A 20,169-nucleotide genomic window follows, 5' to 3' on the forward strand; every position below is an offset into this window, starting at 1 on the left:
CCGGATCCCATACCGACACTGCGTGTGTGAGCCGTAACACCGCGTAGATCGGGGGCGAGTCGGCCACATGGACCTCCGACGGGTCACCGGCTACCTCGCGCTCACCCTGCTCGCGCTGTACTGGCTGTGGGTGCTCACGCGCACCGCCCCGGTGCTGCGACGCGGCTGCCGCGACCGGCCGCTGCGCATCCGGCTGACCCTGCTCCGGACGGCCGCGGTCGGCTGGACGGCGCTGTTCGTCGCCACCGTGCACTTCTGGGCGACGTCGTGGTGGCACGTGGTCGTGGCGCTGCCGGTCGCGCTCGCGGGCGGGGCCGGGCTGCAGCGGGTGCACCGGCGCCTGGTCGCCCCGCCCCGGCACCGCGTCGCGCTGGCCCGGCGGGTCCGCCGCGCCGGTCACTTCCAGGTCATCCGCCACCCCGGGTCCCCCGGGCCGCACCGGCACGCGGCCGTCGAGGGCGCGCCGCGGCGCGTCCGGGACGTCCGCGACCTGGCGTGGCCGCCCGGTCAGCCCGCGGCGCCGACCGGGGTGCGGTCCTCGGGGTCGTCCTCCTCGGCGGCCTCGACGGCCGGCTCACCGACCAGCTCGCCGTAGACGACGGTCAGGGCCTCGGCGATCCGCGCCCGGTCGAACCGCGACACCGCACGGTCCCGGCCCGCGATCCCGAGCCCGGCGCGCAGGGCGTCGTCGCCGAGCACGCCGCGCAGCGCGACCGCCAGCTCGGCGGGCCGGGCCGGGCGGACCAGCACCCCGGTCACCCCCTCGACGACGACGTCGCGCAGCCCGCCCACGCCCGTCGCCACGACCGCCCGAGCGCAGGCCATCGCCTGCAGGACCGGCCCGACCCCGACGTCGTGCTCCGGTGCGGCGACCACGACGTCGGCCGAGCGCAGCAGCCGCGGCAGCAGGCCGCCCTCGACCGGCCCGAGGAACCGGACGCGCCCGGCCACGCCGGCCTCGCGGGCGATGCCGAACAGGCGCGCGCGGTCGGGGTCCGGGTCCGCCGCGCCGCCGGCGACGAGCAGCTCGGCGGTGCGGATCCGGGCCAGCGCCCGGATCACCGTGTCCATCCCGGCACCGTCGGCCAGCGAGCCGACGGCGAGCAGCCGCGGCCGGTCGCCCCGGCGCAGCGCCGGGCCGTCGGGGGTGAACACGTCGGTGTCGACGGCGGCGGGCACCGTCCGCAACGCCGCCCGCGGCACCCCGCGGCGCAGCAGGGCGGTGTGCTGCTCCTCGCTGGAGGCCAGCACGCGGGCCGCCCCCTGCGACGACCCGGTACGGGCCGCGGGGAAGGCGGCCGGGCCCGGGCAGTCGGCCGGGTAGACCTGCACGACCGGCACCCCGGTCGCGGCGGCGGCGGCCCCGGCGCGCGGGCCGATGGCGTGCACCACCTGGGGCGGGTCGTCGGACCACGCCGCGGCCAGTGCGGTGTCCTGCCCGGCGTCCCACGGCTGCACGCGCAGTGCGCCGCCACCGGCCGGGGCGGTCAGGTCGGGGTCGTCCGGGACGTCGGTGAACACCCGGACCGTGTGACCGGCGGCGGCCAGCGAGGCGGCGGTGATACCCGCGCCGCACGTTCGCGGGACCTCGGGGGTACGGATGACGGCGATGCGCAAGCGGATCCTCCACGTCGTGCTCGCGGCTGCGGGCACGCGCAGTTGGCTCTACGCGTCGGACCAGTGACCGTACCCGCTCCGGCCCGTCCACGGGTGGGGGACCGCGGGAGTGTGCGAAGCGGGCACATCGGGTAACCGGGTCGCGTCGGGCGGGCCGGCCCGGCAGGACGTGGAGGGGGCGGGGCCGTGACCGCGCAGTCCTGGATCCTGAGGGTGGAGCCTGACGCGGCCGCGTGCCGCACGGCCCGGCACGAGCTGACGCGGTTCCTGACCCCGCTGGTGGACGACCTGACCGTCGACGACGCGACGCTGGTGCTGCACGAGCTGGTCGCGAACGGCGTCGACCATGCGCACACCCCGATGCTGGTGACCGCCCGGGTGCGCGACGGCGCGGTGCGCCTGCGTGTGCGCGACGGCTCGGTCGTGCGCGGACACGAGCAGCCCCACGACCCCACCGCGACCCGCGGGCGCGGCCTGCAGATCGTCGGCCGGCTCTCGCAGCGCTGGGGGGTGCGCCGGCACCGCGGCGGCAAGACGACCTGGGCCGACGTCGGGCCGGTCGGCGCCAGCCCGGCCCCGGACCTGCACCTGGTGCGGCCGGCCTGACCGGTCCACCCGATCCGGCCGATCCGGCCCGGGAACGGCCGGTGCGTGGCGCTACGGGCGGAGGGTCAGGCCCGGGCGGACAGCCGCGCGCCGTCGGACCGCGGCGCCAGCCCGAGACGCTCGACCAGCTCGGTCGTCGCCGTCGACCGGTTGAGGCAGTAGAAGTGGATCCCGGGGACTCCCTCGGCGAGCAGACGCTCGCACAGCTCGCCGGTGACCTCCATGCCCGCGGCGCGGAACGCCGCCGTGTCACCGGAGTAGGGCGCGAGCCGCTCGACGAGCGCCGCCGGCAGCGGCGAGCCGGACAGCTCGGGCCCCTTGTGGAAGGTCTTCTCCGAGGTCAGCGGCATGATGCCGGGGATGATCGGCTGGTCGAACCCGGCGGCGGCGACCCGGTCGCGCAGCCGCAGGAAGCCGTCGGGCTCCAGGAACAGCTGGGTGACGGCGAACTCCGCCCCCGCCCGGAACTTCCCGACGAGCCGCTCGGTGTCGGCGTCGAGGTCGGCCGAGCGCGGGTGGCCGTAGGGGAACGCGGCGACGCCGACGCAGAACGGGCCGGACCGCTTGATCAGCGCGACGAGCTGGTCGGCGTACTCGAGCCCCTCGGGGTGGGCGACCCACTCGCCGAGCGGGTCGCCGGGCGGGTCCCCGCGCAGCGCCATGATGTTGCGGACGCCCGCGGCGGCCAGCGACCCGATCACGTGGCGCAGCTCGTCGGTCGAGTGCGAGACGGCGGTCAGGTGCGCCATCGAGCAGAGCGTGGTGTCGGTGGCGATCCGCTCGACCGTGCGCACGGTGCGGTCGCGGCTGGAGCCGCCCGCGCCGTAGGTCACCGAGACGTAGGCGGGGTCGAGCACCTCGAGGCGGCGGATGGCGCGCCACAGCTCCGCCTCGCCCTGGTCGTCCTTCGGCGGGAAGAACTCCACCGCGAAGAAGGGTCGGTCGACGCTGATCCGTTCGGTCACCGTGGATGCGGAACTCGTCGTCACGGCGACGACCTTACGGGGCGCACCACCGGCCGGTCGCCCACCGACGGGCCCGCACCGCCCCCGAGCGGCCATGACGTGCACCACCACCGCATCGACGGGCCGGGTCCCGGGTGCACCGATAGCCTGGTCGTCGTGGCCGACCCCGTCTCCCCCGTGTCCGCACCGTCCGGTCCGTCCGGGTCCCCGGGCCTGTCCACGGCAGGTCCGGCTCCGCTGGACGACGCGCTGCCCCAGCACGTGGAACGGGTGCTGGCCGGGTACCTGGACCGCCGCCGCACCGAGGTGCTGGGCATCGACCCGGTCGTCGTGCAGGCCGCCGACGCGCTGGCCGGGTTCGTCCTGGGCGGCGGGAAGCGGCTGCGGCCCACCTTCGCCTGGTGGGGCTGGCGCGGCGCGGGCGGCGACCCGGCCGACCCGCACGCGCAGGGCGTGCTGAGCGCGATCGCGTCGCTGGAGCTGATCCAGGCGTGCGCGCTGGTCCACGACGACCTGATGGACGCCTCCTCGACCCGGCGCGGCCGGCCCACGGTGCACGTCGAGTTCGCCCGGATGCACGCGGCGAACGGCTGGTCGGGCCCGCCGGCCCGGTTCGGCGCCGCCGTCGCGATCCTCGTCGGGGACCTGGCCCAGGTGTGGGCCGACGACATGTTCCACGCCGCCGCGCTGCCCGAGGGCGCCCACACCCGCGCCGCCGAGCCGTGGCGGGCGATGCGCACCGAGGTGCTGTCCGGCCAGTACCTCGACGTGCTGGCCCAGGCCTCCGGGGACACCGCCGAGTCGACCGCGCTGACCATCGACCGGTTCAAGACCGCCGCCTACACCGTGGAGCGGCCGCTGCACCTGGGCGCGGCGATCGCCGGGGCCGACCCGCGGGTCGTCGCGGCCTACCGGCGCTACGGCGCCGACATCGGCGTTGCCTTCCAGCTGCGCGACGACCTGCTGGGCGTGTTCGGCGACCCGCGGGTCACCGGCAAGCCCGCCGGGGACGACCTGCGCGAGGGCAAGCGGACCCTGCTGGTCGCCGCGGCCCTGCAGCGCGCCGAGCAGCGCGGGGACCGGGCCGCCGCCGACGTCGTCCTCTCCGCGCTCGGCGACCCCGACCTGGACGCCGCGAGCCTGGACCGGGCCCGCTCCGCGCTGTCGGAGCTGGGCGCGGTGCAGTCGGTGGAGCAGCGGATCGCCGCGCTCACCGGCGCCGCGCTCGACGCGCTCGACTCCGCTCCGGTCGCCGAACCGGGCCGCTCGCACCTGTTCGAGCTGGCCGAGCGCGCGACCCGGCGGGCCTGGTGAGCGGGGTGCGGCGGATCGAGGGGCACACCGACCACGTCGTCGTCGTGGGGGCGGGGCTGGCCGGGCTGTCGACGGCGCTGCACCTGCTGGGCGCGGGCCGCCGCGTCACGATCGTCGAGCGGGAGGACTTCCCCGGCGGCCGCGCCGGGCGGCTCGACGTGACCGACGACCACGGCACCTACGCCCTGGACACCGGGCCGACCGTGCTGACCATGCCGGAGCTGCTGGACTCCGCGTTCGCCGCCGTCGGCGAGACGACCGCGGACCGGCTCGACCTCGTCCGGCTCGACCCGGCCTACCGGGCCGAGTTCGCCGACGGCTCGGCCATCGCCGTGCACACCGACGCCGCCGCGATGGAGCACGAGATCCGCGAGCAGTGCGGCCCGGACTCCGCGGCCGGGTACCGGCGGCTGCGCCGCTGGCTCACCGACCTCTACCGCGCCGAGATGGACGACTTCATCGGCGCGAACATGGACTCGCCGCTGTCGCTGCTCGGCCCCGACCTGGCCCGGCTCGCCGCGCTCGGCGGCTTCGGGCGGCTCGGGAAGCGGATCGACCGCTTCCTGCCCGACGAGCGGCTGCGCCGGGTGTTCTCCTTCCAGGCGCTCTACGCCGGTGTCTCCCCGCGCGACGCGCTCGGCGCCTACGGCGTGATCGCCTACATGGACACCGTCGCGGGCGTGTACTTCCCGCGCGGCGGCATGCGGATGATGGGCACCGCGCTGGCCGGCGCGGCCGCCGACGCGGGAGCGGAGATCCACTACGGCCGCACCGTGACCGGCCTGGACCGCTCCGGGGACCGGGTCACCGCGGTCCGGCACGCCGGTCCTGACGGCGCCGACGAGTCGCTCACCCCGTGCGACGCGGTCGTGCTCACCCCCGAGCTGCCCGCGGCCTACGCCCTGCTCGGCGGGGCCCCGCGGCGCCCGGTCGGGCTGCGCTGGTCGCCCAGCGCCGTCGTCGTGCACGCCGGGATGCCCGCGCCCGCCCCCGGCACCGCGCAGCACCACCACACGATCTCCTTCGGCGGCTCCTGGGCGGGCACCTTCCGCGAGATCATCGACGAGGGACGGCTGATGTCCGACCCGTCGCTGCTGGTCACCCGGCCCGGGCTGACCGACCCGTCGCTGCAACCCGGCGGGCGCGAGGTCATGAGCGTGCTCGCCCCGTGCCCGAACACCGCCGTGGCGCCCGGCATCGACTGGGACCGGGTCGGCCCGGCGTACGCCGAGGAGCTGTTCGGCGTGCTCGCCGACCGCGGGCTGGTGGACCCCTCCGCGCAGCCGAGCTGGACCCGGATGTGGACCCCGCAGGACTGGGCGGCCGCCGGGATGGCCGCGGGCACGCCGTTCTCGGCGTCGCACACGCTGGCCCAGACCGGCCCGTTCCGGCCGCGCAACCTGGTCCGCGGGACGGCGAACGCGGTGCTCGCCGGGTGCGGCACGACCCCCGGCGTCGGGATCCCGCCGGTGCTGATCTCCGGGCGGCTGGCGGCCGAGCGGATCACCGGTCCGCGCCCGGCCGAGCACGCCGGGCACGGGGCCGCGGCCCGCACGGGGCCCTGAGGAGGGCACTGCGGGCGGGCGCCGAGTAGGAGCGCCGAGGGGCGTGGAATCATGCTTCCCGACGATGCCCGACCAGCACACACGGACACGATGACGGCTCAGCCCTCGCCCCCGCTCCCCCGCCCGGCGGCACCCGAACCGGTGACGTCGGACCCCGGCACGGGCGCGGTCGTGCCCCCGCCGCCCGCACCGCGGCCCGCGGGCCCCGGCCTGGTCGAGCGGCTCGGCTCGCCACCACGGGGCGTCCTGCTGCTGGGGCTGGCCGGGACCGTGCTGATGTTCCTCGGCTCGTTCGGCGGCGGCGGGATCCCGATGCGGGACCCGGTGATCGGCAACTCGGCGCTGTCGTTCTGGCGCTACGGCCACGGCGCGATGCTCGCGACGGTCGTGATCTACGTCGGCCTGGTGCTGATGGTGTGGGCGTGGGTGCGGCTGGGCCGCGCCGTGCTCGCCCGTCGCGCCGGTGGCCGCGCGGTGCTGACGACGGCGGCGGTGTGGATGCTGCCGATGCTCGTCACGGCGCCGCTGTTCACCCGCGACCCCTACAGCTACCTCGCCCAGGGCGCGCTGCCGCTGGCCGGGTACGACCCGTACGTCGTCGGGCCGGACACCATGGGCGGGATCTTCACCGACAACGTCCACTTCTTCTGGCAGGACACCCCCGCCCCCTACGGGCCGCTGTTCATCCTGCTCGCGCAGGGCGTGGTCCTGCTGGTCGGCCAGAACGTGCTGCTCGGCGTCGTGCTGATGCGGCTGACCCTGGTCACCGGGCTGCTGCTGCTCGTGGCGGTGCTGCCCGCGCTGACCCGGCGCCTCGGCGGGCGCCCCGCGGTCGCGCTGTGGCTGGCCGTGGCGAACCCGGTGATGGTCGTGCACATGGTCGGCGGGGTGCACAACGACCTGCTGGTCGTCGGCCTGCTGCCGCTGGCGGCGCTGCTGGCGCTGCGGCAGCGGTTCGTGTGGGCGATCGTCGTCGCGTCGCTGGCGATGGCGGTGAAGGCCTCGGCCGGGATCGTGCTGCCGTTCCTGGTGCTGGTGTGGGCCGCGAAGCTGTCCGGCGGGTTCTGGTCGCGGCTGGTCCGGGCCGGGGTGCCGTCGGTGGCCGTGTTCGGCGCCGTGTTCGGCGGGGCCACCTGGCTCACCGGGTTCGGGCTGGGCTGGCTGCCCGCGCTCAGCGCCCCGTCGATGATCGTGAACTGGCTGTCGGTGCCGACCGCCTTCGGTCAGGCGACCGCGAGCGTGGCCGGGATGTTCGCCGGTGAGGTGAACACCCAGGCGTTCGTCGACACGTTCCGGTTCATCGGCGCGCTGGTGATGGGCCTGCTGATCGCCCTGCTGTGGTGGCGCGGCCGCGACGACCCGCGGGCCGCGGTGCGCAACGCCGCGATCGCCCTCGCGCTGGCCGCCGTGCTCTCCCCCACCACGCTGCCGTGGTACCTGAGCTGGGGGTTCTGCCTGCTCGCGATGACCCCGTGGAGCGCGCGCGGACTGCAGTGGGTGGTCTTCGGCTCGATCTGGCTGATGATCGTGTACTTCCCCGACGGCGAGACCGCCCTCTACGTGCCGCACTACCTGCTGGTGTGTGCCATGGCCGGTGTCCTGGCCGCGGTGTCGCTGCTCCGCCCGGACCCGCTGGGGCTGCGCCGGGGCGCCCCGGAGGCACCGTCGACCGCGCCCACCACCGATGCGGGCGTCCGCGGCTGAGCGGGCCGGGCGCGTCGAGCTCGACGCCGCCGGCCTGACCGACCCGCAGCTGCGGGCCGCCTACGCGGCCTGCCGCGCGCTGCACGCCGAGCACGGGCGCACCTACTTCCTGGCGACCCGGCTGCTGCCCCCGGAGCGACGGGTCGACATCCACGCCCTCTACGGCTTCGCCCGCTTCGCCGACGAGATCGTCGACGACCCCGACGGCGCGGGCGGCGGGGACCCGCACACCCGGCTCGACGCGCTCGACGCCGAGCTGGCGGCCGCACTGGCGGGCGCACCGCTGCCCGGCAGCAGGCCCGAGGTGCTCGCCGTCGCCGAGACCGCGCGCCGCCACGACCTCGACGCGTCGCTGTTCCGGGACTTCATGGTCTCGATGCGGATGGACCTGACCGTCACCGACTACGCCACCGACGACGAGCTGGCCGTCTACGTGCACGGCTCGGCCGCCGTGATCGGGCTGCAGACGCTGCCGGTGCTCGGGACGGTCGTGCCGCGGGCGGAGGCCGAGCCGCACGCCGCGCTGCTGGGCGTGGCGTTCCAGATCACGAACTTCCTGCGCGACGTCGGCGAGGACCTCGACCGCGGCCGGGTGTACCTGCCCGCCGACGAGCTCGCCGCGTTCGGCGTCGACCGGGAGCTGCTGGCCTGGAGCCGGCGCACCGGACACCCGGACCCGCGGATCCGCCGCGCCCTGGCCCACCTGGTCGCCCGGACCCGGGCCACCTACCGGCGGGCCGATCCGGGGATCCCGATGCTGGAGCCGGTGTCGCGGGCCTGCGTCGGCGCCGCGCGGGTGCTGTACGCGGAGATCCTCGACGAGATCGCCGACGCCGGCTACGACGTGCTGACCCACCGGGTCGCGGTGCCGAACCGGCGCCGGGCCGCCGTCGCGCTGCCCCGGCTCGGCCGGGCGCTGGCCGCCCGCGGGACCCAGCTGGCCCGCGAACGCGCCGGGCGCCCGTCCCGCGGGTGACCCCGGCCGGGCGGAACGCTCAGAAGGCCATGGCCTGGGCGCGGCGCTTGATCTCCTTGTGCCGGCCGGCGCGCAGCGCGGTGATCGGGGCACCGGAGAGCGACTCCTCCTCGGTGAACAGCCAGCTCAGGATGGCGTCGTCGTCGTAGCCGCCGTCGCGGAGGACGACGATCGTGCCCGGCAACCCGCGCACGACACCGTCGTCGTCGAGCAGCGCGGTCGGGACGACGACGTCGTGCCCGTTCTTGAACGACAGGAGCTGCCCGTCGCGGACGAGCTGGTGCACCCGGGAGACGGGGATCGACAGGCGGTCGGCCACCTCGGCGACGCTCAGCGTCTCCTCGGTGACAGCGGCGGGGAGGGACTCGTTCACAGCCGGACACTGTCCCACACCGCCCCGGGCGGCGCCGACGCCCACCGGACCGGCCGACGCGGTGGGGTCCTACGCCGACCACCTGCACGACCGCCCCGATCCCCACCGGTAACCTGACCCGCGATGAGCTCACCGTCCGGTCCGGTCGATCCCGGCGCCCCGGGTGGGGCCGGGCGGCTCGCCGCCGACGGCCCCGGCGAGGTGCTGCTCGACGGTCGCTACCGGGTCGGCCCGGTGCTGGCCCGCGGCGGGATGTCGACGGTGCACCACGGCACCGACACCCGTCTCGAACGCGCCGTCGCGATCAAGGTGATGGACCCGCGGATGGCCGGGGACCACGCCTTCCGCACCCGGTTCGACCGGGAGGCGCGGCTGGCGGCCCGGATCGACCACCCGTGCGTCGTCGCCGTCTACGACCGGGGCACCGTCCCCGCGGGCCCGCTGGGCGAGGCCAGCCTGTTCGTCGTCATGGAGCTGGTCGACGGCGGCACCCTGCGCGACGTGCTGCGCGCCCGCGGCGCGCTCGGGCTCCCGGCCGCGGTGCGGGTGCTCGAACCGGTCCTCGCCGGGCTGGCCCGCGCGCACCGGCTCGGCATGGTGCACCGGGACGTGAAACCGGAGAACGTGCTGATCTCCTCCGGCGGCGAGGTGAAGGTGGCCGACTTCGGCCTGCTCACCGCGGCCGCCGAGGCCGGGGTCAGCCACGCCGGGATGATCCTCGGGACGATGGCCTACCTCTCCCCCGAGCAGGTCGTGTCCGGTCGCGCCGACGGCCGCAGCGACGTCTACGCCGCCGGGGTCGTGCTCTACGAGATGCTGACCGGGCAGCCGCCCTACACCGCCGACAACCCGCTGTCGGTGGCCTACCGGCACGTGAACGAGGACGTGCCGCCGCCGTCGGCGCTGGTCCCGGGGCTGCCGCCGGCCGTGGACGCGCTCGTCGCCCGGGCCACCTCGCGGGACCCCGAGCAGCGCCCGGTCGACGCGGAGCACTTCCGCCGCGAGCTGCTGGACATGGCCGACCGGCTGGGCCTGCCGCGGACCGCGACGCCGCGCCCGCCGGGCCCGCCCCCGCCCGACGACGGCGCCACCCTCCCCGCGGGCCCGCTGCGCCACCGCCCGCTCGACGCCGCCGCACCGGGCCCCGGCGGCACCCGGGTGCAGACCCGGGCCCGCGGCGCGCACGGCACCGCCGTCACCCCCGCCGGGCAGCCGGAGCCGATGACCCGCGAGGAGCTGGCCGGGCGCCGCCGTCGCGGCCGCCGGGTGTTCGCGCTGTGGATGGTGCTGCTCCTGCTGCTGGCCGCGCTGGCCGGGACGGGCGCCTGGTGGCTCGGGTCGGGCCGCTGGACCACGATGCCCGCGGTCACCGGCCTGGACCGCGAGCGGGCGACCGCGCTCGTCGCCGAGTCCGACCTGACGCCCACGGTCACCGAACGGGCCGACGACGACGTGGCGCCCGACCTCGTCGCGCAGGTGGACCCGGCTCCGGAGACCCGGGTGCTGCGCGGGACCACGGTCACCCTGGTGGTGTCCACCGGCCGTCCCGCGGTGCCCGACGTGCCCGCGGGCAGTGCCGTGGACACCGCGGAGGACGCCGTGCGCCGCGCCGGGCTGACCCCGGTGCGCTCGACGAGCGCCGAGGAGTTCAGCGCCGAGGTCCCCGCCGGTGCGGTGATCCGGACCGACCCGCCCGCCGGGACCCGGCTCGCCGGGGGCGCCCCGGTCACCCTCGTCACCAGCCGCGGGGCCGAGCCCGCCCCGGAACCGACCCCGCCGCCCGTCGACGAGACCGCGCCCCCGGTGCCGTTCGTCATCGGGATGCGCGCCGACGAGGCCGAGGCCCTGCTGCGCCAGGACGGCTTCGAGGTCGAGATCGAGCGCAGCTTCCCGTTCGGCCGCCGCGACGGCCACGTCGTCGGGCAGGACCCGGGCTCGGGCAGCGACGCCCGGCCGGGCGACACGATCACCCTCACCGTGCTCTGAGACGTGCTCTGAGACGTGCTCCGGGACGAGCTCGGACAGGCGCCGTGAACAGGGCCTCGGACGCGGCCTGAGCGGGAGCCGGCGCCCCGGCCGGGTGGCGGCCCGGCCGGGACACCGGCGTTCGAGGGGCCCTACAGCCCGAAGCGGGTGCGCTCGGCGTCGCCGATCTCGGGCAGCTGCGCCCCGGCGACGGTGACCGCGAGGGCACCGGCGCGCACGGCGTAGCGCGCGGCGTCCGGCAGGTCGTCCCCCGCGGCGAGCCGCACGGCGACGGCCGCCAGGAACGCGTCGCCCGACCCGGTGGTGTCCACCACGTCGGCCCGTATCGCATCCACTGTGGACACCGTAGCCGCTCGCGCGTCGTGCACCTCGCAGCCCGCGGCCCCGCGTGTCACGACCGACCGGGGCACCGGGTGCTCCCCCAGCAGCGCGGCCTCGTGCTCGTTGACCACGAGCACGTCGGTGGCGGCGAGCAGCTCGGCGGGCACCGGGGCGTAGGGCGAGAGGTTCAGCACCACCGTGGTCCCGGCGGCGCGGGCGGCCCGGGCGGCGGCCAGCACCGTCGGGACACCGATCTCCAGGCACAGGGTCAGCACCGCGACGTCGTCGAAGGCGGGCAGGTCCCCCGGCTCCAGGGCGGCGTTGGCCCCGGGCGAGACGACGATCGTGTTGTCGCCCGCGGCGTCGACGGTGATGACCGCGGTGCCGGTGGCCGTGCCGGTCCGCACCGCGACCCGGTCGACGTCGGCACCGGCGGCGGCGACGGCGTCGCAGACGGTCCGGCCGTGGTCGTCGTCGCCGACCGCGCCGACCATGCCCACGCCGACCCCGGCGGCGGCCCCGAGCCGGGCGGCGGCGACGGCCTGGTTGGCGCCCTTGCCGCCGGGGCCCACGGTCAGGTCCGACCCGGCCACGGTCTCCCCCGGCCCCGGGAAGCGCTCGGTGCGCACCACCAGGTCGGCGTTGAGCGAGCCGACGACCAGCACCCGGCTCATCGGGCGTCCACCACGTCGTGCGCGGCGCCGGTCTCGGCGGCGGCAGGGCGCGGGATGAGCAGCGACAGCGCGAACGCGCCCGCGGTGCACGCGGCCCCGACCAGCATGCCCGCGGTGTAGCCGCCGGCCCCGGTCTGCCCGGCCCCGCCGACGGCGACCTGCACCGCGGGCAGCACCACGAAGCTGATCCCGGCGCCGAGGTTGAACGCGCCGGCGTTGAGCCCGGGCAGCATGCCGGGCCCGTCGGCGGGCGAGAGCAGCACGCCCAGGCCGTTGAGCATGATGTTGGCGATGCCGGCGTAGGTGACGCCGAGCAGCAGCGTCGCGACGACCAGCACCGCGAACGAGTGCACGCCCACGACCGCCAGCAGCACGGTGGCGACGACGCTGCCGGCCAGCCCGACCCGCAGCACGGTGCGGTAGCCGAGCACCGGGGCCAGGCGACCGGCGAACGGCCCGACCAGCCAGCCGATCAGCGCGTAGGGGGCGAGCAGGGCGAGTGCGGTGAGGTCCGCACCGAGCCCGAACCCGGCCGTGGGGTTCTGCGCGATCGAGGCGACCAGGCCGTTGACCACGGCGAACACCCCGGTCACGGTCAGCAGCGTGGTGCCGAGCGTGGCCCAGGTGGCGCGCCGGCGCAGGTCCTCGGGCGCGACGAGCGGCTGCGCGGTGCGGCCCTGCAGCCGCCAGAACACCACCGCGGCGACGACGGCGAGCAGCGCGTACCCGGCGACCCGGCCCCAGCGCGCGTCGGACAGCGCGGCGGCCTCGTCGAAGGCCAGCAGCAGCGCGCCGACCGCGACGACCAGCGGGACGACCCCGCGCCAGTCCATCCGGGTGCCCTGCGAGGGGCGGGACTCCACGCCCCACACGGCGACGAGCACCAGCGCGACGACGGTGACCGCGGCGATGACCCAGAAGATCGAGCGGAAGCCGTGGTGGGTGGCCAGCCAGCCGCCGAGCAGCGCGTCGAGACCGGCCACGCCGCCGTTCACGGCGGTGATCAGGCCGAGCACGATCCCGTAGCGGCGCGGGTCGGCGATCTCGCTGCGCAGCATGAGCAGGCAGATCGGGACGACCGGCCCGGTGATGCCCTGCAGGGCCCGGCCGGCGAACAGCATCGGCACGCTGACGGCGAGGGCGGCGACGACGCTGCCGACCAGCATGACCGCGAGCATCACCAGCAGCACCCGCCGGCGCCCCGCGATGTCGGACAGCCGCGGCAGGAACAGCGAGAACATCGCCGCGAGGGTGAAGAACATCGTCTGGGACAGGCCGACGGTGGCGTCGTCGGTGCCCAGCTCGCGGGCCATGGTGACCAGTGCGGGGCTGAGCATGGAGGCGTTGAGCTGGAACGCCACGCAGGCGGCCAGCACCGCCACGACGAGCGTGACGACCGGGCGGCGGTCGGGGGTGGTCATGCGATCTGCTCCGTTGCAGTGAGATCAGTGAGATCAGTGAGGTCAGCGGGGTCGCCGATGGCGCGCAGCGCGTCCACGACGAGCTCCCAGAACCGGGCGTGGTCGAGCTCCAGCGCGGCGTGCGTGCGGCATCCGGCCGGGGCCGGGCCGCGCCGGTCGGCGACCGTCATCCCGGTGGTGTGCCGGCCCGCGGTCTCGACGACGATCGGCATCGGGAACGCCCGCACGATCGTCGGGTCGATGACGTGGGCGACGGCGCACGGGTCGTGGACCGGCGGGGCGTCGAAGCCCTGGACGTCGCGGTAGGTGGCGGCGAAGAAGTCCAGCAGCTCGTCGACGAAGCGCGCCGGGCCGGTCCCGACGGCGCGGATCGCGCGGCGCACCTCGGGACCGGCCAGCGCCTGGTGGGTCAGGTCGAGCCCGACCATGACCACCTCCCAGCCCGCCTCGAACACGATCGCGGCGGCCTCGGGGTCGATGGCGATGTTGAACTCGGCCACCGGGGTCCGGTTGCCGACGGCGACGCCGCCGCCCATCAGCACCACCCGCTTGACCCGGTCGACGATCTCGGGGGCGCGCCGGGCGGCGAGCGCGATGTTGGTCAGCCCGCCGGTGGGGACGAGGGTGACGGTGCCCGGCTCGTGGGCCAGCACGGTCTCCACGATGAGGTCCACGGCGTGGGTGTCCACCGTGGCGAACGCCGGTGCGGGCAGCTCCGGGCCGTCCAGGCCGGTCTCGCCGTGGATGTCGGCGGCGACGGCGATCTCCCGCAGCAGCGGGCGGTCGGCGCCGGCCGCGAACGGCACGCCGGTGATCCCGGCCAGGGTCGCGACCGACAGCGCGTTGCGGGTCACCTTGTCCAGCGTCTGGTTCCCGACGACCGTGGTGACGGCGAGCAGCTCGATCCGCGGGTCGCCGTGGGCGAGCAGCAGCGCGATCGCGTCGTCGTGGCCCGGATCGCAGTCCAGGACGATCTTCTCGGTCATCTCCGGTGTCCCACCTCGTCGTCGCGGTCGTCCGGGGCGCTCCGGACGTGTCGACTGTGACTCGTCAAGCGCATGACGTCAAGCGCTTGATGTATGGCGCGTCCGGGTAGGCTCGCCGGATGGCAGGACCGGTGGGCCGGCGGGTGACCGCGGCGATGGTGGCCCGGCGGGCGGGGACGAGCGTGTCCACCGTGTCGCTGGTGGTGAACGGCAAGTCGCGCGGACGGGTGTCCGCGCTGATCACCGAGCGGGTCCGGGCCGCGGTCGACGAGCTGGGCTACGTGGTCGACCACGCGGCGAGCTCGCTCGCCCGCGGGACCACCGACCTCGTGGTGCTGCTCGCCCCCGACCTCCCCAACCCCTACTTCGGGCGGGTCACCACCGGGATCCGGGAGGCGCTGGGCAGCAGGCACCAGCTGATGCTGTCGGTGATCGAGGGCGGCGAACAGCCCGGCGCCGACGACGTCCGCCGGGTCGCGGCGTTCCGCCCGGCCGGGCTGCTGGTGCACGCGCCGTCGCCGACGTTCCTCGACGACCTCGAACCGGGCGGCCCGCCGCTGGTGCTGATGGACGCCCCCGGCTTCGAGGGCCGCGCGGCCACGGTGACCTTCGACCTGGAGCCGGGCGTGCGCGCGCTGGTCGCACACCTCGCCGAGGCCGGGCACACGGTGCTCGCCTACCTGGAGGGCTCGACGCCCTCGGCCACCTTCACCGTGCGCCGTGAGCTGCTCGCCCGGGTCGCCGCCGAGCACGGCCTACGGGTCCTCGACGACGGCACCCGGGCCGGGCTGACCCTCGACGCCGCCGCCGACGTCAGCACCGAGGCGCTGCCGCGTTGGCGGGCGGCCGGGGCCACCGCGGTCGTCGCGGCGGCGGACACGATGGCCTACGGCGTGCTGGCCGCCGCGCACCGGCTCGGGCTGGCCGTGCCGGGGGACATCGCCGTCGCCGGGTTCGACGACCTGCCGTACTCGCAGGTGACGGCGCCGTCGCTGACGAGTGTGGCGCTGCCGGCCGAGGAGCTCGGCCGCGCCGCGGCCCAGCGGCTGGCCGCCGTGCTCGCCGGGGACGGCGACGGCGCCGCCGCTCCCCTGCTGCCCTCACGGCTCGCGGCCCGGGCCAGCACCGGCGGCTGAGACGCATCGAGGGCTGATCAGCCGAGCGACCAGGTCCAGATCTCCCCGCTCGACCCCGACACCGCCTGCCGCCCGTCCGGGGTGACGACGACGTCGAAGCCGGCACCCCGGTTCTGCATCCGGTCGACCACCCGGCCGGTCGCGGTGTCCCACACCCACAGACCGCCCTGGTTGCCGGTGGCGACCACCCGGGACCCGTCCGGGGTGAAGGTGACGGCCTGCAGGTGGTTGACCGGCCCGGTGAGCACGCGCACCGGGGCACCGTCGGCGGTCCGCCACAGGTGCACCCGCTCGCCGTCGGTGGCGGCGGCGACCAGCGCGCCGTCCGGGGCGAACGCGACGTCGTTGACCGCGAGCCCGTCACCGGTGTCGAGGGTCGCCCCCGGAGTGCCGTCGGCGCCGACGAGCACGACGGCGCCGTCGGTCCCGACCGCCACCGTCCCACCGTCCGGGGACCAGGCCAGCGCACGGGCGGTGTCCGGGACGGCGACGACCGGACCGGGTGCGCCGCCGGGCAGCACGCGGAAACGGACCGTGTCGTCGGCGCCGCCGGTCACCAGCGTCGCGCCGTCCGGGGCGAACGCGACCGCCTCGACGTCGCCGTCGTGACCGGGAAGCTCCACCGGGGCTCCGCCGGACAGGTCGTGGAGCCGGACCGCGCCGCGGTCGGACGCCGACGCCACCGTGCGCCCGTCCGGGCTCAGCGCGACGTCGTTGACGGCGGCGCCGGGGTCCCCGGGCAGCGCGCAGACCGCGGCCCCGGCGGCGCGGTCCCACACCGTGACCCGGCCGAGGCGGTCCCCGGCGACGAGCAGGTTCCCGTCGGCGGACAGGGCGAGCGCCAGCACCGTCCGGGCGTCCCGGTCCAGGGTGAGCCGCTGCCCGACCGCTCCCGGCGCGGCCGCCACCGGTGGGACCGGGGCGGGCGCGTCGGCCGGTGCCGCGCACCGGGGCGCGGACGACCCCGCTCCCGACGCCGTCGTCGCACCGCTGCCGCAGCCCGCCACCGGCAGTACCGTCAGCAGCAGCACCGCGCAGGCCCCGCCCAGCCGTCGTCGCATGGCATCCCCCTCCGTCGAACCGGTCGACATGGATCGAACCGGACGTCGAGGGGGATACCGACCGTAGGACTACCGGCTCAGCCGCGCAGCATCTCCGCGACCAGGAACGCCAGCTCCAGGCTCTGCTGGGTGTTCAGCCGCGGGTCGCAGGCGGTCTCGTACCGGCCGGCGAGGTCGGTGTCGGAGATCCGCTGCGCGCCGCCGAGGCACTCGGTGACGTCCTCGCCGGTGACCTCGACGTGGATGCCGCCGGGGTGCGTGCCGAGCGAGCGGTGCACCTCGAAGAAGCCCTGCACCTCGTCGACGATCCGGTCGAAGTGCCGGGTCTTGTAGCCGGTCGAGGCCTCGTGGGTGTTGCCGTGCATCGGGTCGCACTGCCAGATGACCTTGTGCCCGGAGGCGGTCACCTTCTCGACGATCGCCGGGAGCACGTCGCGGACCTTGTCGTTGCCCATCCGGGAGATCAGCGACAGCCGGCCCGGGCGGTTGTGCGGGTCGAGCCGCTCGACGTACTCGACGGCCTGGTCGGGCGTCGTCGTCGGGCCGATCTTCATGCCGATCGGGTTGGCCAGCAGCTCCGCGAACGCGACGTGCGCGCCGTCGAGCTGACGGGTCCGCTCCCCGATCCAGAGGAAGTGCGTGGACAGGTCGTAGAGCTTCGGCGACTCCCCGCCGGTGGGGTCGCGCTCCAGGTCCAGGCGCAGCATGGCGCGCTCGTAGTCGAGCAGCAGTGCCTCGTGGCTGGCGTAGAACTCGACCTGGTGCAGGTTGTGGTCGCGCACCCCGCAGGCGTCCATGAAGCGGACCGCGCGGTCGATCTCGGCGGCGACGGCCTCGTAGCGCACGCCCGCGGCGGAGGTGCGGACGAAGTCCTTGTTCCAGTCGTGCACCTTGGACAGGTCGGCCAGCCCGGTCGCGGTCAGGCCGCGGACCAGGTTCATCGCCGCCGAGGCGTTCGCGTAGGCGCGCACCATCCGCGACGGGTCCGGGATCCGGCCCTGCGCGTCCGGGGCGAGCCCGTTGACGATGTCCCCGCGGTAGGACGGCAGCCCGCTCGCGTCGGTCGGCGAGCTGCGCGGCTTGGCGTACTGCCCGGCGATCCGGCCGACCTTGACCACCGGCATCGAGGCGCCGTAGGTCAGGACGACGGCCATCTGCAGCAGCGTGCGGATCGTCGCCCGGATGTGCGGCTCGGTGTTGTCGACGAAGGTCTCGGCGCAGTCGCCGCCCTGCAGCAGGAACGCCTCGCCGTTCGCGACGTCGGCGAGCCGGGACTGCAGCCGGTCGACCTCCGGCGGCAGCACCACCGGCGGGACGGATTCGAGGACCTTCCGCACGTCGCCCACCTGCGACGGGTCGGGCCACTCGGGCTGCTGGGCGGCAGGGCGGGAGAGCGCGTCGTCCAGGGCGGAGCGCAGGTCCGCGGGCAGCGGCGGCAGCTCCGGGAGGACGTCGATCGGCGCGTCGACGGACCAGTTCACGCCGCCCAGCCTAGGCCGCGGCCGATCCCTACCGGGGCGCGGCCCCCGTCGCGAGGGTCTCCGCGATCACTTCCCAGCGCCGCAGGTTGTGCCGGGCGTCGGCGAGCGCGTCGTGCGCCTCGGCGGGCGGCGGGGGCAGCGCCGGGCGGCCCGCGTCCTCCCACCGCTGGCGCAGCTCGCGGGTGAAGCGCGGGATCGGCCGCGGCAGCGCGGGCATCGCGCCCCACAGCTGGCACAGCGCCACGTGGTCGTAGGCGGCGATCCAGGCCCACAGCTCGACGTCGCCGGGGGCGCCGGTGCAGAAGTCGAGGATCTCCTCGCGCATCCGGGCCCGCGACATCCAGGCCCGGTCGCTGGGCGAGGGCAGCTTGGGCAGGACGTTGGCCCGCACCCACTTGCCGGCCCGGTCCGGGTCGAACTCGGTGGACACGGCGTAGAACTCGCGGCCGTCCTCGCCGACGATCCCGATCGACACCAGGTCGATCGTCGTGCCGTCCTCGATGAACTCGGTGTCGTAGAAGAAGCGCATGGTGCCGTCCTGTCTACCGGAGTCGATCAGGAGGCGCGGGAGTCGGGCACGTTCGCGTCCGGCCGCGGCAGGCTCTGGCGCGACGGGGCGGGCGGCGGCGCACCGGCCGCGGCCTTCTCCTTGACCGACGCCGCGTAGAGGTCGACGTAGGTCTGCCCGGACAGCTCCATCAGCGAGTACATGATCTCGTCGGTCATGGAGCGTTCGATGAACCGGTCCCCGGCCATGCCCTCGTACCGGGAGAAGTCCAGCGGCTCGCCGATCACGATCTTCACCTTGCGCGGGCGCCACATCTTGGACCCGATGGGGTTGACCTTGTCGGTGCCCACCATCGCGACCGGGATGACCGGCACCCCGGCCTCCAGGGCCATCCGGGCGACGCCGGTCTTGCCCTTGTAGAGCCGCCCGTCGGGCGAGCGGGTGCCCTCCGGGTAGATCCCGAGCAGCTTGCCCTCGTTCAGCAGCCGGACCGCGGTGTCCATCGCGGCGCGCGCCGCGGACCCGCCGGACCGGTCCACCGGGACCTGCCCGACGCCGGTGAAGAACTGCTTCTTGAACCAGCCGCGGATCCCGGGCTCGGTGAAGTACTCGCGCTTGGCGAGGAAGGTCACCCGCCGCGGCAGCATCAACGGCAGGAAGAAGGAGTCGGCCACCGCGAGGTGGTTGCTGGCGAGGATCGCGCCGGCACCACCGGGCACGTTCTCGGCACCGCGCACCTCCGGCCGGCAGAACAGCCTCATCAACGGGCCGAGCAGCACGAACTTGGACCACCAGTACAGCACCCTGCGCTGCCTCCCTACCGACTTCGGCGACAGCCTACGGAGCGTCGACACCTCCTCACAACGGGGCGGTGGTCACCGGGGTCGGGCGGTCCCCGCGCGGCGCCCGCGCGGGCCCGTGGGCGGTGTCGGGCGGGACACGGGCCGTGACAGGATGGGAGCCGCCGCGAGCGGGGAGGGACGGACGGGTATGAGTTCCGCAGACCCCGCGCGTGAGGGCGAGGACCGGCCCGACGACGACTTCGACTCCATCGTCGCCGCCTGGCGCGAGGAGGGGTCGGTCCCGGACTGGCCCACCGAGCGTGCCGAGCGCACCGACCCCGGTGACGCGGCCGGGGCCGCGGGGTCCACGGCCGACCGGCCCGCGCACCGGCCGGGCCCCGCCGCCCCGCACCCGGGCACCGGCACGGGTGCCGAGCCGGACGACCACTACCACCCCCCGGAGCCGCCGCCGCTGCCGCGGCCGGGACCACCGGCCGTCGTGGGTGGCGGACTGATCGCGGTGGGGCTGCTGCTGTGCATCGCGCCGGGGCTGATCGGCGTCGGCGGGACCTGGCCGCTGCCGCTGGGGCTGGTGCTCATCGCGGCCGGTCTGGGCTGGCTGCTGCTGCGGCTGTGGAGCCCGGACACCGACGAGGGCCCCGACCCCTGGGACGACGGCTCGCGGCTGTAGCG

At 76.0% G+C, this 20,169-nt stretch carries 19 protein-coding genes; 9 read left to right on the forward strand and 10 right to left on the reverse strand.

Annotation, left to right across the window (positions count from 1 at the left end):
• Positions 1-67 precede the first annotated feature (67 nt).
• Complete coding sequence (locus DMP17_RS36220; RefSeq protein WP_337831896.1) at positions 68-595, forward strand: hypothetical protein; 528 nt, start codon at positions 68-70, stop codon at positions 593-595.
• On the opposite strand, the gene DMP17_RS36225 is transcribed toward DMP17_RS36220, so the two are convergent.
• On the reverse strand, positions 508-1,617 hold the full coding sequence (locus tag DMP17_RS36225; protein ID WP_337831897.1) for a glycosyltransferase family 4 protein: 1,110 nt from the start codon (positions 1,615-1,617) through the stop codon (positions 508-510). The two genes, DMP17_RS36220 and DMP17_RS36225, sit on opposite strands and share 88 nt — an antisense overlap.
• Positions 1,618-1,803: 186 nt before the next feature.
• On the opposite strand from DMP17_RS36225, the gene DMP17_RS36230 reads away from it, so the two are divergent.
• Complete coding sequence (locus DMP17_RS36230; protein WP_337831898.1) at positions 1,804-2,223, forward strand: ATP-binding protein; 420 nt, start codon at positions 1,804-1,806, stop codon at positions 2,221-2,223.
• A gap of 65 nt (positions 2,224-2,288) precedes the next feature.
• Here DMP17_RS36230 and DMP17_RS36235 read toward each other — a convergent pair whose 3' ends face one another.
• Entirely contained in the window at positions 2,289-3,212 is a 924-nt protein-coding gene (locus DMP17_RS36235) for a methylenetetrahydrofolate reductase (RefSeq protein ID WP_226366242.1), read from the reverse strand.
• A 189-nt stretch (positions 3,213-3,401) separates the two neighbouring features.
• On the opposite strand from DMP17_RS36235, the gene DMP17_RS36240 reads away from it, so the two are divergent.
• The 4 genes from DMP17_RS36240 (at position 3,402) to DMP17_RS36255 (ending at position 8,747) form a co-directional block, all read left to right on the forward strand.
• A complete protein-coding gene (locus DMP17_RS36240) occupies positions 3,402-4,502 on the forward strand; it encodes a polyprenyl synthetase family protein (RefSeq protein WP_226358032.1) in 1,101 nt (366 codons plus the stop codon).
• A gap of 5 nt (positions 4,503-4,507) precedes the next feature.
• Positions 4,508-6,067, forward strand: a complete 1,560-nt coding sequence (crtI, locus tag DMP17_RS36245; RefSeq protein ID WP_226366600.1) for a phytoene desaturase family protein — start codon at positions 4,508-4,510, stop codon at positions 6,065-6,067.
• 90 nt (positions 6,068-6,157) lie between these two features.
• Complete coding sequence (gene mptB / locus DMP17_RS36250; protein WP_337831899.1) at positions 6,158-7,771, forward strand: polyprenol phosphomannose-dependent alpha 1,6 mannosyltransferase MptB; 1,614 nt, start codon at positions 6,158-6,160, stop codon at positions 7,769-7,771.
• Complete coding sequence (locus DMP17_RS36255) at positions 7,752-8,747, forward strand: phytoene/squalene synthase family protein (protein ID WP_226357808.1); 996 nt, start codon at positions 7,752-7,754, stop codon at positions 8,745-8,747. Before mptB ends, DMP17_RS36255 begins: the two co-directional genes overlap by 20 nt.
• Before the next feature lie 19 nt (positions 8,748-8,766).
• Here DMP17_RS36255 and DMP17_RS36260 read toward each other — a convergent pair whose 3' ends face one another.
• The gene (locus DMP17_RS36260; RefSeq protein ID WP_062396076.1) at positions 8,767-9,120 is read right to left on the reverse strand and encodes an Rv2175c family DNA-binding protein; all 354 of its coding nucleotides are present in this window, start codon (positions 9,118-9,120) and stop codon (positions 8,767-8,769) included.
• 123 nt (positions 9,121-9,243) lie between these two features.
• Here DMP17_RS36260 and pknB point away from each other — a divergent pair, with 123 nt between their 5' ends.
• Positions 9,244-11,106, forward strand: coding sequence for a Stk1 family PASTA domain-containing Ser/Thr kinase (gene pknB, locus DMP17_RS36265; protein WP_226357809.1), 1,863 nt, complete (start codon positions 9,244-9,246; stop codon positions 11,104-11,106).
• A 131-nt stretch (positions 11,107-11,237) separates the two neighbouring features.
• Here pknB and DMP17_RS36270 read toward each other — a convergent pair whose 3' ends face one another.
• From DMP17_RS36270 to uriH, 3 genes are read right to left on the reverse strand one after another with little or no spacing between them, the layout of a single operon-like run.
• Positions 11,238-12,101, reverse strand: coding sequence for a PfkB family carbohydrate kinase (locus DMP17_RS36270; protein ID WP_337831900.1), 864 nt, complete (start codon positions 12,099-12,101; stop codon positions 11,238-11,240).
• Positions 12,098-13,522, reverse strand: a complete 1,425-nt coding sequence (gene uriT / locus DMP17_RS36275) for a uridine transporter UriT (RefSeq protein WP_337831901.1) — start codon at positions 13,520-13,522, stop codon at positions 12,098-12,100. Before uriT ends, DMP17_RS36270 begins: the two co-directional genes overlap by 4 nt.
• A complete protein-coding gene (gene uriH, locus DMP17_RS36280; protein WP_226366247.1) occupies positions 13,519-14,508 on the reverse strand; it encodes a uridine-preferring nucleoside hydrolase UriH in 990 nt (329 codons plus the stop codon). The genes uriT and uriH overlap by 4 nt, the downstream gene beginning before the upstream one ends.
• Positions 14,509-14,627: 119 nt before the next feature.
• Between uriH and DMP17_RS36285 the strand changes: the two genes are divergently transcribed.
• Entirely contained in the window at positions 14,628-15,644 is a 1,017-nt protein-coding gene (locus DMP17_RS36285; RefSeq protein ID WP_337831902.1) for a LacI family DNA-binding transcriptional regulator, read from the forward strand.
• A gap of 17 nt (positions 15,645-15,661) precedes the next feature.
• Here DMP17_RS36285 and DMP17_RS36290 read toward each other — a convergent pair whose 3' ends face one another.
• The 4 genes from DMP17_RS36290 to DMP17_RS36305 form a co-directional block, all read right to left on the reverse strand.
• Complete coding sequence (locus DMP17_RS36290) at positions 15,662-16,705, reverse strand: WD40 repeat domain-containing protein (RefSeq protein WP_226357814.1); 1,044 nt, start codon at positions 16,703-16,705, stop codon at positions 15,662-15,664.
• Positions 16,706-16,782: 77 nt separating this feature from the next.
• Positions 16,783-18,186 carry a class II 3-deoxy-7-phosphoheptulonate synthase gene (locus tag DMP17_RS36295; RefSeq protein WP_073574261.1) on the reverse strand — a complete coding sequence of 468 codons (1,404 nt, stop codon included), beginning with the start codon at positions 18,184-18,186 and terminating at the stop codon, positions 16,783-16,785.
• A gap of 28 nt (positions 18,187-18,214) precedes the next feature.
• Entirely contained in the window at positions 18,215-18,715 is a 501-nt protein-coding gene (locus DMP17_RS36300; RefSeq protein ID WP_062396083.1) for a polyadenylate-specific 3'-exoribonuclease AS, read from the reverse strand.
• Positions 18,716-18,741: 26 nt separating this feature from the next.
• A complete protein-coding gene (locus tag DMP17_RS36305) occupies positions 18,742-19,497 on the reverse strand; it encodes a lysophospholipid acyltransferase family protein (protein WP_226357815.1) in 756 nt (251 codons plus the stop codon).
• 187 nt (positions 19,498-19,684) lie between these two features.
• Here DMP17_RS36305 and DMP17_RS36310 point away from each other — a divergent pair, with 187 nt between their 5' ends.
• Positions 19,685-20,167, forward strand: a complete 483-nt coding sequence (locus DMP17_RS36310; RefSeq protein WP_226357816.1) for a hypothetical protein — start codon at positions 19,685-19,687, stop codon at positions 20,165-20,167.
• Positions 20,168-20,169: the final 2 nt, after the last annotated feature.

This window comes from Pseudonocardia sp. TMWB2A, assembly GCF_017312135.1.